This window comes from Enterococcus sp. DIV1368d, assembly GCF_050542975.1.
Taxonomy (GTDB): Bacteria; Bacillota; Bacilli; order Lactobacillales; family Enterococcaceae; genus Enterococcus_D; species Enterococcus_D casseliflavus.
Window position 1 is genome coordinate 707590 of record NZ_CP172939.1, and the last position, 16941, is coordinate 724530.

Annotated in this window: 13 protein-coding genes and 1 pseudogene; 9 read left to right on the forward strand and 5 right to left on the reverse strand. The window is 39.0% G+C overall.

The features are described from left to right. Positions 1-320: 320 nt before the first annotated feature. The gene (locus tag IGJ44_RS03310; RefSeq protein ID WP_167823077.1) at positions 321-3197 is read left to right on the forward strand and encodes a MucBP domain-containing protein; all 2877 of its coding nucleotides are present in this window, start codon (positions 321-323) and stop codon (positions 3195-3197) included. Positions 3198-3301: 104 nt separating this feature from the next. Here IGJ44_RS03310 and IGJ44_RS03315 read toward each other — a convergent pair whose 3' ends face one another. Next, positions 3302-3736: a hypothetical protein gene (locus tag IGJ44_RS03315; protein WP_167827215.1), complete on the reverse strand. Its 435-nt coding sequence runs from the start codon at positions 3734-3736 to the stop codon at positions 3302-3304. Between the two features lie 531 nt (positions 3737-4267). Here IGJ44_RS03315 and IGJ44_RS03320 point away from each other — a divergent pair. From IGJ44_RS03320 to IGJ44_RS03345, 6 genes and pseudogenes are all read left to right on the forward strand, one after another. Continuing rightward, a complete protein-coding gene (locus IGJ44_RS03320) occupies positions 4268-5761 on the forward strand; it encodes a helix-turn-helix domain-containing protein (protein ID WP_086294614.1) in 1494 nt (497 codons plus the stop codon). 485 nt (positions 5762-6246) lie between these two features. Beyond that, entirely contained in the window at positions 6247-6627 is a 381-nt protein-coding gene (locus IGJ44_RS03325; protein ID WP_005225213.1) for a DUF7006 family protein, read from the forward strand. A 197-nt stretch (positions 6628-6824) separates the two neighbouring features. Next, a pseudogene (locus IGJ44_RS03330) lies at positions 6825-7418 on the forward strand (HD domain-containing protein). Between the two features lie 89 nt (positions 7419-7507). Continuing rightward, on the forward strand, positions 7508-7873 hold the full coding sequence (locus IGJ44_RS03335; protein ID WP_074536376.1) for a hypothetical protein: 366 nt from the start codon (positions 7508-7510) through the stop codon (positions 7871-7873). Positions 7874-7973: 100 nt separating this feature from the next. Further along, a complete protein-coding gene (locus tag IGJ44_RS03340; protein WP_015509114.1) occupies positions 7974-8330 on the forward strand; it encodes a RidA family protein in 357 nt (118 codons plus the stop codon). Between the two features lie 529 nt (positions 8331-8859). Then, positions 8860-12456: a mucin-binding protein gene (locus IGJ44_RS03345; RefSeq protein WP_430606117.1), complete on the forward strand. Its 3597-nt coding sequence runs from the start codon at positions 8860-8862 to the stop codon at positions 12454-12456. A gap of 208 nt (positions 12457-12664) precedes the next feature. Here the strand turns inward: IGJ44_RS03345 and IGJ44_RS03350 are convergent, their stop codons facing one another. From IGJ44_RS03350 to IGJ44_RS03365, 4 genes are all read right to left on the reverse strand, one after another. Then, on the reverse strand, positions 12665-13015 hold the full coding sequence (locus IGJ44_RS03350; protein WP_016610497.1) for a hypothetical protein: 351 nt from the start codon (positions 13013-13015) through the stop codon (positions 12665-12667). Next, the gene (locus IGJ44_RS03355) at positions 13005-13244 is read right to left on the reverse strand and encodes a helix-turn-helix transcriptional regulator (RefSeq protein ID WP_015509117.1); all 240 of its coding nucleotides are present in this window, start codon (positions 13242-13244) and stop codon (positions 13005-13007) included. Before IGJ44_RS03355 ends, IGJ44_RS03350 begins: the two co-directional genes overlap by 11 nt. Positions 13245-13392: 148 nt before the next feature. Next, positions 13393-13713 carry a DMT family transporter gene (locus IGJ44_RS03360; protein WP_167827213.1) on the reverse strand — a complete coding sequence of 107 codons (321 nt, stop codon included), beginning with the start codon at positions 13711-13713 and terminating at the stop codon, positions 13393-13395. 251 nt (positions 13714-13964) lie between these two features. Further along, positions 13965-15899, reverse strand: coding sequence for a BglG family transcription antiterminator (locus IGJ44_RS03365; RefSeq protein ID WP_430606120.1), 1935 nt, complete (start codon positions 15897-15899; stop codon positions 13965-13967). Positions 15900-16146: 247 nt separating this feature from the next. Here IGJ44_RS03365 and IGJ44_RS03370 point away from each other — a divergent pair, with 247 nt between their 5' ends. Together IGJ44_RS03370 and IGJ44_RS03375 are read left to right on the forward strand one after the other, a co-directional pair. Beyond that, positions 16147-16608, forward strand: coding sequence for a PTS sugar transporter subunit IIA (locus tag IGJ44_RS03370; protein ID WP_005237428.1), 462 nt, complete (start codon positions 16147-16149; stop codon positions 16606-16608). Continuing rightward, positions 16605-16928: a PTS fructose transporter subunit IIB gene (locus IGJ44_RS03375; protein WP_005237427.1), complete on the forward strand. Its 324-nt coding sequence runs from the start codon at positions 16605-16607 to the stop codon at positions 16926-16928. The genes IGJ44_RS03370 and IGJ44_RS03375 overlap by 4 nt, the downstream gene beginning before the upstream one ends. Positions 16929-16941 lie beyond the last annotated feature (13 nt).

Here is a 16941-nt window from a genome sequence, read left to right on the forward strand (position 1 = left end):
TGTAAATTCAAAAAACAATGTAAATCAGTGATTATAACGCTAACTGAGGCCAAACTTGGAGCATGAAGGAGCAGGTGAAGTGAGCGATCTGTTTGCTTGAATAACCTGTTTGTTAAAACCTGACAAGTTTGGTCATTTCTGATACAAATGTTGACGTGTTCAGAATGATGAACCATGTAATACTATCAAAATGAACAGGAGTATCCTGTGTCTAAAAGTTGTAATTAACAAGTCGTCACCATCATCAGAAGGGGAAGTTTGTCGATAGGTGAAAGATAGGAAAGCGTATCGTATTTAAACGAATATAAAAGGAGAATGTTATGAAAAGGAAATTTTGGGGCTATTTGTCATTGGCGATCTTGTTAAGTCAGCCTGTGTTGGCACCTTTGGCACAAGTTATGGCTGATGAACAGGAAACCATTCCATCAAACAAAGAAATAACGACATTAGGAACATTAGAAAAAGTGGAGGAGACTACTGAAACAGTCGATTCTTCTCGTATAAAAGAAGAAATCAACGGTGACACCACAAGTAACTCAGAATCGCAAGAAGTGGTTAATGATGATGAGAAAAGTGGCTCGACGGAGAGTACAGAAAAAAACCTCCCTGATTCAAGTGAAGACACAGCTAGCTCGGCAACTGAATCATCAGCGGAAATGAAAGAGGTATCTAATCGCAGCGTTTCATTAGACGCTTGGATGCCAGATAAGAATTTGCAAAATGAGGTAGCGAAAGGGTTAAACAAAACAGTTGATACAATCACTCAAGAAGATATGGTGAATCTAAAACAGTTAGATTTTTCTTCTTTAGCCAAAGACACAGTAGTCGATTTTACTGGTTTAGAATACGCTAGCAACTTGCAGGCGTTATATACGACATCTATTATTGCTACGAATGTTCCCAAAATCACTATGGCGGAAAATGCAACATTGTTTACCCGTCCTAATGTACTAGCACAGATTTTTCCAAAAGGATCTTTTTCAAATATCCACATAGGAAATTATGATGCCTATTTGACAGCCCAAGAATTAATTGGGGTTGGTCAATATCTTAGTGGATGGGTAACAGATTATCTGACGGTCTATGCAAGTAGCATGACGGATTTTTCTAAGTTAGAGCTATCTCCAGAACACCATCAAAATTCCCAACTATCTATTATGACTCAGGAGAAAATACTATTAGAGCCAATGCTAGTAAAAGATGGCCAATCTGATGTTCTTTATAAAGACCGTATGATGGTTGATACCCAAGGAAATGCGTTGCTCTCTTCTTTGTCCAACAAAAAGTATTCTTATTCGATTCGGGGGATAGATAAAAATGGCTATAGCTTTCCCTTATATGAAAATGATGGGTTTGAACTGACTGAAGAAGGAATTCAATTTAAAAATATTCCCGCCAATGTTGACTATTTGTCAATCACTTCTCTTGTTCCTAATCGTTTATCCACCGAGAGAGCTGCTAGTACAGGTACCATTCAATATTTAGTGAATTATCAAGTACCTGTGAAGTATGTGAATACTGCAGAAGATGTTACGGTCAAGTATCTTGACGAAAACGGACAGACGCTTGCACCAAATGTCACTTTATCAGGGTATGTAGGCGACCCCTTTACTACGGAAGAAAAGGATATCTCAGGTTATACACTGAAAGAGATCCAAGGGGATAGGATAGGGATCTTCAGTGATGTCGCGCAAGAAGTCGTTTATGTCTATGAACGTAGTGATGCAGCGCCAGTGACGGTCAAGTATGAAGATACAGAAGGCAATGAATTGGCAACACCAACCGTATTGAATGGCAAAGTAGGTTTGCCATATGAAAGTGAAGCCAAAGCGATCCCAGGCTGGTACGTTTCTCAAACACCAACTAACGCTAACGGGACTTACAGCGAAACGGCACAAGAAGTCGTCTATGTCTATGAACGTAGCGATGCAGCGCCAGTTACCGTGAAGTATGAAGATACAGAAGGCAATGAATTGGCAACACCAACCGTATTGAATGGTAAAGTAGGGTTACCCTATACAAGTGAAGCCAAAACGATCCCAGGCTGGTTTGTAGCTCAAACGCCAAGCAATGCTAATGGGACTTATAGTGAAACAGCTCAAGAAGTCGTTTATGTCTATGAACGTAGTGATGCAGCGCCAGTTACCGTGAAGTATGAAGATACAGAAGGCAATCAACTATCTACATCGACAATATTGAACGGCAAAGTAGGTTTGCCCTATACAAGTGAAGCCAAAACAATCAATGGCTGGTACGTTTCTCAAACACCAACTAACGCCAACGGGACTTACAGCGAAACGGCACAAGAAGTAATTTATGTCTATGAACGTAGTAATGCGGCACCAGTTACGGTCAAGTATGAAGATACAGAAGGCAATGAATTAGCAGCACCAACCGTAATGAATGGCAAAATAGGTCTGCCATATGAAAGTGAAGCCAAAGCAATCCCAGGCTGGTACGTTTCTCAAACACCAACTAACGCTAATGGGACTTACAGCGAAAAGGCACAAGAAGTCGTCTATGTCTATGAGCGAAGTGATGCAGCGCCAGTTACGGTCAAGTATGAAGATAAAGAAGGGAATCAACTATCTGCACCGACAGTATTGAGTGGAAAAATAGGTTTACCATATACAAGTAAAGCTAAAGCCATCCCAGACTGGTATGTTTCCCAAATGCCAACTAACGCTAACGGGACTTATAGTGAAAATGCGCAAGAAGTTACCTATGTCTATGAACGTAGTGATGCAGCACTGGTTATCGTAAGATATGAAGACATGGAAGGAAATCAATTAGCTGAACCAACGATCCTTAGTGGAAAAGTTGGCTTGTCTTATGAAAGCAACGCCAAAGAAATATCTGGCTGGCGGGTTTCAAAGACGCCTAAAAATGCAAAAGGTACCTTCAGTGCTGCCGTCCAAGAAGTTATTTATGTTTACAGTGCTGATAAAGAGAATGAGCCGGGAGAAGATTCAGGAAAAGATACACCAGAATCAGAAAACAAGACGCCGGAAGAAGAGAACGGGAATAGCTCAGGAAATAACAGCAAGCAAACAAACAAACAAACCAAATCAAAAAATAAGTTGCCTGCAACAGGAGAACAACTTACAGGTCAACGAATCATGGGCTTTTTGGGAGTCATCACTGTTCTGTTTTCTTTCGTAGTAATTTTGAGACGAAAAAGAAAAACTGAAAATTAAAAGCTTTTCAATAGAGAGGAAAGAGTATCCAGAATTGATTATTTTCTGGATACTCTTTGTTTAACCCTATTTAATTATGAGCGAGAATATGAGATTTTTATCAGTTATCTTTCGAATGTTACGTTCTTGAATTCATCATTCAATCCATCCCGATAGGCAATAGTCAAGACTAATTTTCCTGTTGTTTTGTCATAGTCTATCACGTTTAGTTCTAGAGAGAAGTTCTTAACATTGGCATCAATATAAGAAACAATTTCTTTTTCTTCCTCACCGATTTTTATCGAAAGTGTACTTTCTCCTAATAAATTCGCCTCCTCCAGAGCTGTTTTGGCTGAGCGTATTTCAGGCTGATAGAAGACAGTGTTTGTTTGAGTTAAATAGGTTCTATTTATTCGCAACGGAACGGTGATCTTTCCAAAGTCATTTGAGACAACGATCCCAGCTTTATTACTAGGGGAGAAAAAGACAGCGAGACCTATTATAATTAGAACGAGAATACTAGCAACACTTGACCATACTATTTTTTTTGATATTTTCATTGATTTCAGTTCATTCAGCGAAGCATGAACACCTGTCCCCCCATTCTTTTTAAATAATGTAAGAAGTTAGCTTGATTATGGCGAAGATACTTTAAAAATAACTGTACTAATTTTCAACTTTATATAAGCGTAATTGATAGAAAGTAAAAGCTTTTGGAATTGTTGAAATGCTCAAAGGCTACCTAACTATTCGATTGTAAATACTCCTAAAAACCGACTCTCTTATTATCGTAGCAAAATATACGTTTTTTTACTTTTATTATTATAAAATAATTTTTTGATAAATTGCGGTTTGGACTGTTTTGTCGTCTTAAACCAGCTGTTAGAAAGAGCAATGCTCTCCAGATGCAGTAACTCGTAGTTCTAAGTAGTTGTAGCCATGCTTTTGCTTATCCTAAATGATTCAGAAGGTGATAGTTTCAGAGACAACTTCTTATAAAATGAAATAAGTAATCAATGAGTTCACACTGAATGAAAATAGATCGTGAAAGGAGTATAATTACCTTAAAAATAAAGTTAAGAGGTATTATTATGTATAAATTTCTTTTAACTAAATTAGACCAAGATGTTTATGAATTGTTTGCGCATTTTTTTGAGCAGGCGGTGGAGCGTGAAAAACTAAATGACCTTGCTGAAAAGACTAACTTATCAAAACGAAGAATCGTCTTAGTTTTTGAGCGAGCACTCGATTTGCAAAAGGCGTATCCTTATTTTGAGATTGCGTTGCATGAAGGTAGAGAGATGACGCTTTATTTTGCGCCGAATTTTCTTTTGTCTAAGCTTTATTCGGTCATGCTAGCAGAAAGCATGCCATTTCAAATTTTAGACAGACTCTTCAGTGATAAATATGTGTCGCTGGAAGAAACCGCCCAACAACATTATGTCAGCAATCGCACGGTTCAAAGAAAACTAAAGGAAGTAGAAACGATTCTTGAAAATTATCACATTCGATTGAACCTAAAAAGAAAACCGCTTTTTGTGGGCGAAGAATACCGCATTCGGCATTTTTTCCACATCATGTATTGGCAGATCTATGATGCAACGAACGCGCGTTATAGTGGATTGACGAAACAAAGTGTCAGTACATTGAAGAAAAAGTTGACAAGTTATCCCAGTTTTTATCGCGGGATTGATCAGGAGAAATTTGTGCAATTGCTGGCATTGAGTATTTATCGTTTTAAAAGAGGCTTTCCTGTAAAAGAGATTCCTCAAGAGATGAGGGAGATGAGGCATCTGACGATTTCCTTTGAAGAATTTAAAGAAGAGCTGATCAAGCCATTGCTAAGAAACAATTTGATTCTAAATGGGCTTCCAGAAACAGAATTTCTCTTCTTGTATTATATGTTTTCTGTCATGACGACGTACTTACCTGAAGAGATTCCTAGTCAGCTAACAATTGGGGCTTATTTTTCTCCTCAAGCCATCGCTGCAGCAAGGCTATTTGCGGAAAACGCTCAGAAAGTTTTTCTCGTTTCTGAAAGCAATATTGATTATTTGTTGGTCAATGCCTTGAATATTCATTCGGTTTCGCTTCTTTTTGCATCGAAAAATAAGATCGATGCCTTTGGAAAAAGCACCACGGACAAAGATTATCGCCGTGTCTTTCCTAAGATTTTTCCGCTTGTTCAGGAGATGTACCAATCGTTAGCGCAACAATCACCAATTTTTGCAACCATGTATGAAGCGAACAATCGCTTGCTTTTTCAATATAGTATGCTTCTTTCTCTGGTAGCGAAAATTGATCGTTCTACGGTTCGTATTTTTCACGAATCAAAATTCGGAAAAATCCAAGAAATCAGACAAAAGGAACGATTGAAACGCTGGTTCGGTTACACACTTTCATTTGTTTCCGAAAATCCCGATTTTGTCGTGACAGATTACCCCGTCAATCGGCAAGCTTTTATTGACCAAAACCCCAACGTCCAATTTTTTAAATGGAATAGTTTTCCAACGGGGGATCGCTGGCTTGAACTGATTGAAGCAGTTGAAAAGTTCCAGAATGAGTTTAGTCAAAAACATACGTAAAACTGTGAATTTCACAGTATGAAAAAAAGGGGGATTCTCAAAACCAGAGAATCCTCCCTTTTTATAGTGGGAAGCGAAAAGTTTTGCACAGCGTTTCTCAGATTTCCTATGTAGTTTGTCAATCGCTCAATCGGCTCTTGGGCTTGTTTACTTTTATGAAACTAAAATTGATACGATCCAACCCGAAGGTATCTAACAGGACTTTATTTGCTTCTAACAAACAAATGATTGGCGTCTCCTTTCCTAAAAAACATGTAATAATGCAGGCATAAAGATCTCGGTCAACAGAAACGTTTTACGAAAAAGCGAAGGGAAAAAAAAGTGTTCGAATCCTCTATTTAACGTAATGCTAGTGATTTCAGCCTAAAGGTCGATTTCCTTTCAATATTTCCATAGAGTACGCATCGACGTATTCGTTACAACGATAAACATATAAACAGGATTTTACATAAGATTCACCAATCAATAGAACAGGAGGGCTAAAGATGGAGTCAGCATTTAAGATCCATTCAATGGAAGAATATTTAAACTTCTACATGGAAGAAACGGAGCGGCTTTTTTTCAAGGAAGAGTTTCCAGAACTCAAAGAAAAGATTCTTGCCAATTGCTTCGAAATCAAACGAGCGATCCAAGAAATCAATCACGAGAACTTTTTTGAACAGTATGCGAGAATCAATACATTAGAAGCAGAGATTTTGATTATTTTGGAATGCAGTGAATTGCGGGGGAGTGACAATGTGGTCCCTTTTGCTGAAGCAGAAATTTTGCAAGTGGCGAAACAAGATAGCAAAACCTATTTTAAAGAAAGATGTGGACTGACATTGATCGCGCCTACGCCCCATTCATTGCATTTTTCCGTGGAGTAGTTTAAGTATCAACAAAGATCATTCGTGAGAAAAAAGTGTTGTAGGAAGTTTGAAGGGAGACTCCATTAAGGTTTGTGCAGGAGTAATTGTTTTACCAAAAGAAAAGGCTGCAGTCTTTTTATGCAACTTTGGAGGCACTGTGGAAAAAAGCTGTACCTTTGATATAAATTCATTTAACAAATAAGTGGAGGTCACAAATGAATGCAATAGAAAAAAGGATCCAGTTTATTGTCGAAGCTGACAAGCTTAAATCCATCCTTAGACAATCGACACTAATCTATGATAGAAACCAACGAGAAAATGATGCAGAGCACACCTGGCATTTGACATTATGTGCACTATTGCTTGCAGAACATGTCGCAACCGAAGGGCAAGTGGATTTGTTGCGAGTACTCAAAATGTTAATTATTCATGACATGGTAGAAATCGAAGCAGGTGATACCTATTGTTATGATGAAGCTGGGTACCTGGATAAAGTACAGCGAGAACGGGAAGCAGCTACAAGTTTATTTTCTACATTACCGAGTGAACAATATGATGAATTTATGGCTTTGTGAGAAGAGTTTGAGGAAATGGCAACCGTAGAAGCAAAATATGCATCGGCTATCGATAGGTTACAGCCTGTCTTGCAGATATACTACTTTGACGGGAATACCTGGATAGAAAATAACATTGATGTTGAACGCGAATTAAAACGAAACGAGGTCATCAAAGAAATTATGCCAGAAGTTTGGGACTATGTTAGAAAACTTATAGATGATGCCGTAAATAAAGGCTGGCTGAAGCAATAAAGAAAAAATCAATAAGCTGTTAAATATGAGCCAAAGTAGAAGAGCATCATAAAATGAACACTAAATGTACTAGAAGAGAAGGAATGGGTATGAGTATCGGGGAAGCAGGGTATATTTTTACAAAGTATTTTATCGTAACAGTGTCTATTCTTACATCAATATATGGGGGCTATTGGGTATACTATGCCTTTGTCCAAACGAAAGATGAACAAGAAAAAGCGCTTGTTTGCTACACGGCAGCAAAAGCATTCGGTGTCACTGCCCTATTGTTTTTCCTCTATTATCTTTTACAGCTGATCGTAAAAGCCGCAAATGTAAAGCAGCTGACAAGGCTTTGGCAGATTCTTCATTTTGGAAGTCGTGATGAGTTTTCTGTAGGAATGGCTCTTTCCATCATGATGGTAGTCCTAGGAGTTTTTCTTTTGGTTGAAAAACGAAACATTCATTTGCGGTAATCATTGAATTTCCTGTGTTTTGGCAAAACATAGGCATAGAAGTTTTTTTTATAAAAGTAGTGAAAAAAATGGCTCAAACGCAAAAGGAGTAAAGAAGAAAATGATAAAACGTTACGATATTAATGAGGAATGGGCGCTTTCGGGCGTGATCGAAGCAGGAAATTTTGTTTTTGTTGGCTATTGCGTGGGAAATATTGGCGAGCCGATCGAAAAGCAGATTGTAGGAGCACTGAAGCAATTAGAAGAGCGATTAAAATTGGTGGATTTGGCACTAGCAGATGTGGTAAAGATGGATGTACTTTTCAAAAATATTTTTGATATTCCGATTATGGAAAAGATTTTAAAAGAAACCTTCCATGGGAAATTTCCTGTTAGAAAATCGATTCAGACAGAATTTGCTCATTCTGGCGAGGTGGGGATTCTTTTTCAAATTGATGCGATAGCTTTTAAGGGATAGTGCGATAAAGAGAGCATTTTAGAAAAACGGAACGTTTCTTTATGGTTACCTATCGGCAAAAGTAATGGTAAGCCAGTGTTTTCTTGAATAACGGTGTTGCTTACGCTTCATTGATTAAAAAGCAGACAAAGCAAAAGGGGGCTGAGGAATCAGTCCTCTTTTTTTAATCTAACACATCTTTTTTAGAATCACAGAACTCCCATCAGTGTGGTAAGTTATTGAGAAGAAAGAGTTAAAAATAGAGTGTAGTCTGACAATAACGTGTTATTTATTGTATTTTGTATACACTTTTAGCGATCGCCCCCTTCATATTCCTTTATTTTCTTTTTATAAAATAGGACTTTTTTTGTATTTTTCAAGCCGTTTATTGTCGTGTCCTGATCCGAGAACCATGTAATAATGCAGGCATAAGGAATGAGAACAACGAACGTATTACATAGAAGTAAGAAGTAGTTGTCAACGGGCAGCTTTTTTGCATTGGGGAGAGTATCGCTGCGCTTATTCACTTAAATTGAAAGAGGGAACAGTAATGAAAAAATCAGCGAAGCAAGAACTATTGTCGCGTCTTCTTGTTAGTTCGTCAGTGTTTATTTTGGGAAGCCCAATTGTCACACAAGCAGTTGTTAGCATCCCTGCTGCGGCCGAAACAATCAGCACTTCAGAGATAGAGGAAGCAACACTGAGTACGAGTGAGAATCTTTCTGAACAGCAAGTTTCCGAACCAGCAGTAACGGAGGAAACGACCACTTCTGAAACGGGTGGCAAAGAAAAAGCAGTTGAACAAGAAACAGTCGAGACAACTCAAGTAGAAGAAACGGAACCTGATCAGCGAACAGAACAGTCTGCAGAAAATGCCAGTACAGAAGAAGACACAGAAAATAGTATGGCGGTTGATGAGAGTCAGGAAGTAAAGTCTGCGCTAGCAGAGAATATATTGTGGACGGGCATGTGGGGGACTGCGCCAGCAACCTTAGATATTGAAGGGGTTTTGACTGTAGGAGCAGGTACATTGACAACTGCGGTGGATCAAGTGATTCCATTAACGGAAGAACTTAAAAATATGGTCATAAAAAAAGTTGTTCTCACAGCGCCAGTCATTTTGCCAGCCGATGTGGCAGGTTTGTTTGAGAGTTACTCCCACTACGGCACCGTGCCCTCTCAATTGAATGAGATTGTGGGACTGACTTATCTTGATACGAGTCAAGCAACCACGATGAATAGTATGTTTTATGGTTATAGCGGATCTACATTAGATTTATCGAATTTTGATAGCACCGGTGTCATAAATTCTTTAGGTGCCGGGATGAACCAGTTTTTAGCAAATGTACGCTATCTAAGAGAATTAAAATTAGGACCAAAATTCAGTTTTGTTGGGTGGAATAATTGGCCAGGCAATTCCTATCCGGTGAACTTGGTTGACCCGAGTGGGATGTACGGATTCCATTCAAGTTATTATACCGGTTACTGGCAAAATGTAGGGATAGGTACCGTAGATGCGCCATATGGTGAACACATATTGAAGTCAGAGGAACTAGTGTTGACCTATGATGGCGCGACGATGGCTGATACCTATGTATGGCAGCCTTGGTTTATTGAAGCCGCACCAGTTACGGTCAATTACTTAGATGAAGATGGTAATGAATTATTGCCGCCTAATGTACTGACTGGCGGAAATATTGGCGATACAGTTGAAGTTGTTCCTGAAGATATTCCTCACTATATATTGAAGGAAGTCCACGGTGATGAGAAGGTTGTCTTTAGTAATGTTCCGCAAACGGTCACGTATATCTATAGTCCTAAAATAGAAAGCAATGAGGAAAGAAAAATTGTCGCACGAATCATTCACTATTTGCATGAAGACGGTACGGAAGTTGCTCCAGATCACGTAGATACAGTTGAATTTACTCGAGAAGTGACAACGAATCTAGCCACTGGCGAAGAAACATTCGGTGAATGGCAAGCAAGAGATGATGATACAACCTTTGACTTAGTCAAGAGTCCAGAGATAGCCAACTACTTTACAGATAGGGAATTTATCGATGAAGTCATGGACGTAAAGGCCGATTCAGAAGATATTGAAGAATTTGTCATGTACTCGCCAAAGATGGTGGAATCTACGGAAACCAAAGAAGTCAAGAGAATGATTCATTATGTGTATGAAGACGGCAAAGAAGCAGCCCCAGACAATGTAGACACAGTCACCTTTACACGAACAGTGACAACGAATGAAGCAACAGGTGACAAAACTTTTGGTCAATGGCAAACTAAAGATGATGATACGACGTTTGATGAAGTGTTAAGTCCAGCAATTGACAAATACAATGCAGACCAAAAAACGGTTGAGAAAGTCATTGAGTTGACTGCAGAATCAGAAGATCTTGAACTAACTGTCACTTATTCGCCAAACATGATCGAATCTACGGAAACCAAAGAAGTGAACCAAACGATCCATTATGTTTATGAGGACGGTAAAGAAGCCGCACCAGACAAAGTCGACACGGTCACCTTTACACGCACAGTGACAACGAATGAAGCAACAGGTGACAAAACTTTTGGAGAATGGCAAGCCAAAGATGATGATACGACATTTGACGAAGTGAAAAGCCCTGAAATCAAGAACTATCACGCAGACAAAACAAGCATAGATGAAGTCAAAGGTTTGACAGCCGACACCAAAGACCGCGAATTGACCGTTACTTACTCGCCAAATATGACTGAGTCAACAGAAACTAAAGAGGTCAAGCAAACGATCCATTATGTGTATGAAGATGGCAAAGAAGCCGCCCCAGACAAAGTAGACACGGTCACGTTCACACGCACAGTGACAACGAATGAAGCAACAGGAAAAAATACCTATGGTCAATGGCAAGCCAAAGATGATGACACGACGTTTGATGAAGTGTCAAGTCCTGAAATCAAGAACTATCACGCAGACAAAACAAGCATTGATAAAGTCACAGGTTTGACAGCAGAGGACAAAAATCGTGAATTGACCGTCACTTACTTACCAAACATGATCGAATCTAGAGAAGCTAAAGAGGTCAAGCAAACGATCCATTATGTTTATGAAGACGGCAAAGAAGCCGCCCCAGACAAACTAGACACGGTCACCTTTACACGGACAGTGACAACGAATGAAGCAACAGGGGAAAATACCTATGGAGAATGGCAAGCCAAAGATGATGATACGACGTTTGATGAAGTACAAAGTCCTGAAATTGACAAATACAATGCAGACCAAAAAACGGTTGATAAAGTCATTGAGTTGACTGCAGAATCAGAAGATCGCGAAGTGACTGTCACTTATTCGCCAAACATGATCGAATCTACGGAAATCAAAGAGGTCAAGCAAACGATCCATTATGTGTACGAAGACGGCAAAGAAGCCGCCCCAGACAAAGTAGACATGGTCACTTTTACACGCACAGTAACAACGAATGAAGCAACAGGTGACAAAACTTTTGGAGAATGGCAAGCCAAAACAAGCATAGATGAAGTCACAGGTTTGACAGCCGACACCAAAGACCGCGAAGTAACTGTCACTTATTCGCCAAATATGACTGAGTCTACAGAAACCAAAAAAGTGAACCAAACGATCCATTATGTTTATGAGGACGGCAAAGAAGCCGCCCCAGACAAAGTAGACACGGTCACTTTCACACGCACAGTCATTACCAATGAAGCAACAGGAAAAAATACCTATGGTGAATGGCAAGCGAAAAACAATGACACGACCTTTGATGCGGTGAAAAGCAAGAATATTGATGGCTACACGGCAGATCTTACGACGGTCAAAGAACAAACAGGATTGACTGTGGAAGATGAAGATAGGGAACTGATTGTGACGTATATAAAAAATGCAACCGATCCAACCAATCCGACAGATCCATCAAAAGAGCCAGGTAACACACCAAATGATCAGACAAAACCAGAAGCTACGACACCGTCTACTGATAAGAAACCAACGACTAAAGTACCAGAAACAACAAAAACAGCAACTAGTGAAAAAATTCTTCCGAAAACAGGTGAACAAGCAACGCCTTACGGTTTGTATGGAGGAGTGGCATTGGTTGTCGCATCACTATTAGGTCTCTTTATGAAACGCTCAAAAAGAAAGAGTGAGTAAGAAGGATCGAAGAAACGCTTGAAGAAGCTTTGATCGAGTGTTGCTTATACTAAATTAGAGGTAGGAAACTGCAAACAATTTTCGAATGTGACGATTGTTTGCAGTTTTTCTGCTTTCCTTCTGCGAATAAAAAGTGAGTGATTTATGAACAGGTACTGATCACAGAAAAAAAACTCGGTTCCCATCTTAAAGGGACCGAGTTTGTTTTTTATAAAAATTGTTTTCTATACTGATAAACCAAACTCAGCCCACTCACTATAAAAGCCAGAGCATACTTGTAAAGGAAAAACTGATTCCACATGTAATCTTTTGGAAAGAGAATGTCTAAAAAGACGATCGTTAGCAGCATCGCATTCACGGAGATGTAATAAATTTTTTGCGAATGTTCATCTTCTTTGCCAATTTTTTTAGTGTAAACATAAACCAAAGCAATGCCAAAAATCAGTAAAAGCATACCGATACCTAGCAATAGGTTCCAGTTGGCATTAGAATATTCTGCCCAAGTTTTCAGACGGTAAAATAATGCGCTGGGAATATCTGAAAGTGATTTAATGACCATATTTCCTCTCTCCTTCTGTATAAGTAAATAAATCTGTGATGTCCACTTGAAAAACGTTCGCTAGACGATAGGCTAATAAAAGCGTTGGCGTATAGTTGCCTTTTTCCATGACAAAAATCGTTTGTTTTGAAACACCTACTTTGTCCGCAAGTTCTTGCTGAGTAAGCCTAGCTAACACCCGATATTCATATACTTTATTAGCAATAGAGTCGCCAAAATCTTCCTTCAAACGATCACCTCCCAAAACCATTGTAAACCATAGTTATATAAAAGTAAAGTTTAATTATACTAAAGCTAACTATATCTATACTGAAACTGAATGAATTGCCATAAAATAGCCGCCAGAAGTGAACTGACGGCTGTTTTTTTAGATATCATCAATGTCCGCTGGTAAACTTGATGCCCAAAATCCCGACTATTAATAAAGCAACGAACACCCAAGTCAGAAGGGATAGCTGGTCTTTGAAGAACACGACCCCGACAATGATCGAACCAACTGCGCCTATCCCTGTCCAAACGGGGTAAGCAATACTTAATGGTAAGTTTTTTACCGCTAAAGCCAGGAAGCCAAAGCTGAAAATCATTCTGAGTAGTGTAGAGAGACTATACCAAAAGTGGGTAAACCCATTACTTAGCTTCATAGTCGAAGCCCATACCACTTCAAAAAAACCGCCTAAAAATAAATACATCCATGTCATATACTTTTTCCTCCTCAAAAAAAATAAGCATCCAGTAAACTCTTCAAGGACCTAATGAGTTTACCAAACACTTCTATCACCCGGTGGTGGTTTGGATATTGAATTAATGTAACAATAATAAAATCTTAGCTGAAAAGGGTGGGATTGTCAAACTCTCCCTTTTCAGCTAAGATTTTCATTTACTAACCATTGCTTGCATGCATTTCACAAAAGTTAGAATCAACAAAAGGAGCTGGATTCCCCAGCTCCTTTTATAATTGCTTTATACAGCTCAAAAAGTGGTGATAGTCACTTTTTTGCAGGATTGCTTGTTGAATATCTTCACGATCCATCAACTCTAATAAAAGACTATAGATTTCTTCGGTATCTTCATATTCGTCTTTTTGAATCGCAAAGAGAAAGACGAATTTAACCAAATCACCATTTCCCCAATCAACGCCATCAGGAATGATCGCCACTGAAACGGCTGAGCGTTTTGCCATCAATGTCATGGGGTGGGGGATAGCAAGCCACTCGTTAATATTGGTCTGATTAATTGCTTCTCGTTTTTTCACACTGTCATAAAAATCTTGGGGCACAAAATCTTTTTGATACAATTGCTGCGCCATTTTTTTTAGTAAGGTTTCTTTATCTACATGATTTTCATGAAGAAAAAATGCTTTATGAAACAATGAATAGATGCCGTCTTTTGTTTCGCTGAGCGTTTCAATAAACGGTTCGATTTTGTCAATTTCTTTATCTAGCTTGGCCATGTTGATATAAATAGAAGGAACCGAGAACTGTTCTAATGGAACGGTTGTGATCACAAAATCAATCAAAGAAAGATCATATTGTTGTAGCTCGACGTAGGAAAAGCGATCAACGACTTCGATCGTTTCTTGATAGTGCTTGATAATTTTTGCTTCAATAATACGACTCATGGCTCGACCCGTTCCGCAAACAAGGATGACGCGATGTTTATGATGATTTCTGATAGAACTCCTTTCCATAGCACCTGCGATGTGCAAAGCAATATAGCCGATCTCATCAGGAGAAAAATAAAAACCGTGTTTCAGGCTTACCGTTTCTAAATGAGTCAAACATAAATCATAAGCCTGTGGAAAAGATTTTCTGATCGTTGCCAGCAATGGATTGCTACGGCGTGCATCCATTAGATTCATGTTGATAAAGCCCTCAATATGAGATGTCAAATCTTCTATTAGCATCTTGTCTGTCTCTAACGCATAGTTTGACGTCTGTTTGATCGCAGTTAATAATTCTTCCACAATGGCTTTCGCAGTTTTCGTGGAAGACTCGCTTGCATCGCCTGTTTCAACTAAACGTGGTGCATTCATCGCAAGATAGTAAATGAAGTATTGTTTTTCTCCAGCAGTCAATTGTATATCAAATGCATGATCGATTTCTTCTAAGAAGTGACTAACAACTTTCTGGGCGTCTTCTTTGAGCGCGGGCACGTGCAAGGGAAATTCGTTGATCTGATGGCCAGCTATAAAGCGACTGATTGCTAAAGCAAAATGAGAAAGAATGTTTTTATGATAGTAGTCAGAGTCTAACAAGTCTAAGGGCGCCAGATGATTTAATGACAATTCTTGCAAGCGGGTCAGATCAATCGTATCAAACAACTCAAGTTCCATTTCCGTAAAGCCCACCAAATACTCTTGGAGATCTTTTTCAATCAACAGATCACTGATTGCTTGGCGTTTGGCGAATTCGTTACCCAAGACTTCAAAGCCAATATTTGGACGATTTACTATTTTTAATTGATAGGTCGCTAAATTGTCTCGAGCCGTTTTTAAGTATGAGTAAAAGGTGTTTTTACTAATAAATAATCGATCGAGAAAATCATCTAGGGATAAAGGGTTTTCATTCTTAAATAAAAGGAAAAGTAGATAGGTTTGTCGTTCTTCACTAGTCGTTAGGAAGGACTCTGTGGTCGACATATTTTCAGTCCACCAGTCATGAAATCGTTCTTTTGAACCAATAGACAACAAATAGCCTTGTCCTCGGATTAACTTGATGGAGGCACCCACATTTGTTAACAAATCATTCAAATTTGCAATGTCGGTCCGAACCGTTCGCTCAGAAATCGAGAAGCTTTTCGTTAACTCCTTCATTGGTAGCGGCGCCGTTTGTCTAGTTAATACTTCCATTAGATCATCTAATCGTTGATAAGCAAGTTTTGACACTTGTTTCACCTCCGTGCTCTTTCTCATCATACAATAGAAAGAATAAGAATGAAATGCTTCACCAGTACCGAAAGTTTCCAGAAGAGTTGGCAATCATTTTGGAAAACGCTTTACTAATGATTGCCGCTTGAATTGGAAATTTGTTGTGTTTACATGGTGAATCAGAAACCGTAAATTAAACGTGTACAGAAAATAAACCACACGAATTACGCTAATGGTTTCATAATAAAGGAAAGGAGCAGATGAGATGGATTTTCAGGAAAAAAATATTCTCTTGAATGTGGCTGTTACATCAAAAGAAGAACTGTTTCACGTAATTGCGCATCATGCCTATGAATCAGGGATCGTTACCAATGCAGCAGATACATGTGAGGCATTCATTGAACGGGAAGCACAATATTCAACCGGCTTACAAGAAGGCTTTGCTATTCCACATGCAAAAGCTGAACCGGTTTTGGAACCGACCGTTTTGTTTATTCGTTTAGAGCAAGCCATCGAATGGGAAACTTTCGATGATTCGGCAGTCAAAAATGTGTTTGCTTTGATGGTCCCTAAAAAAGATGAAGGAACGGTGCATCTGCAAATGCTGAGTCGTCTAGCAACCGCATTGCTTGAAGAGACATTCATCCAGCAGATTCAACAATCAGAAGACAAAGCTTATTTAGCAGAATTGATCAAAAAGGAAATGATGGGAGAGAAAATTATATGAAAATAGTAGGAATTTCCGCCTGTCCAGCTGGATTGGCACATACACCGATGGCGGCAAAAGCTTTAGAAAAAGCTGGTGCGAAACTTGGCTATGAGGTCAAGATCGAACAGCAAGGCTCATTAGGGCAAGTCAATGAGATCACTGCAGCCGAAGCAAAAGAAGCAGATTTCTTGCTTTTAGCGACTGACCAAAAAGTTGTTGGGATGGAACGGTTTGAAGGAAAACCGCAAATTCGAGTAAATATCAATACGTGTATCAAAGCACCGGAAGCGGTGCTGAAGAAATGTGTCGCTGCTGTTGAACAAAGAAACGCAAACTAAAGGAAAGAGGCAA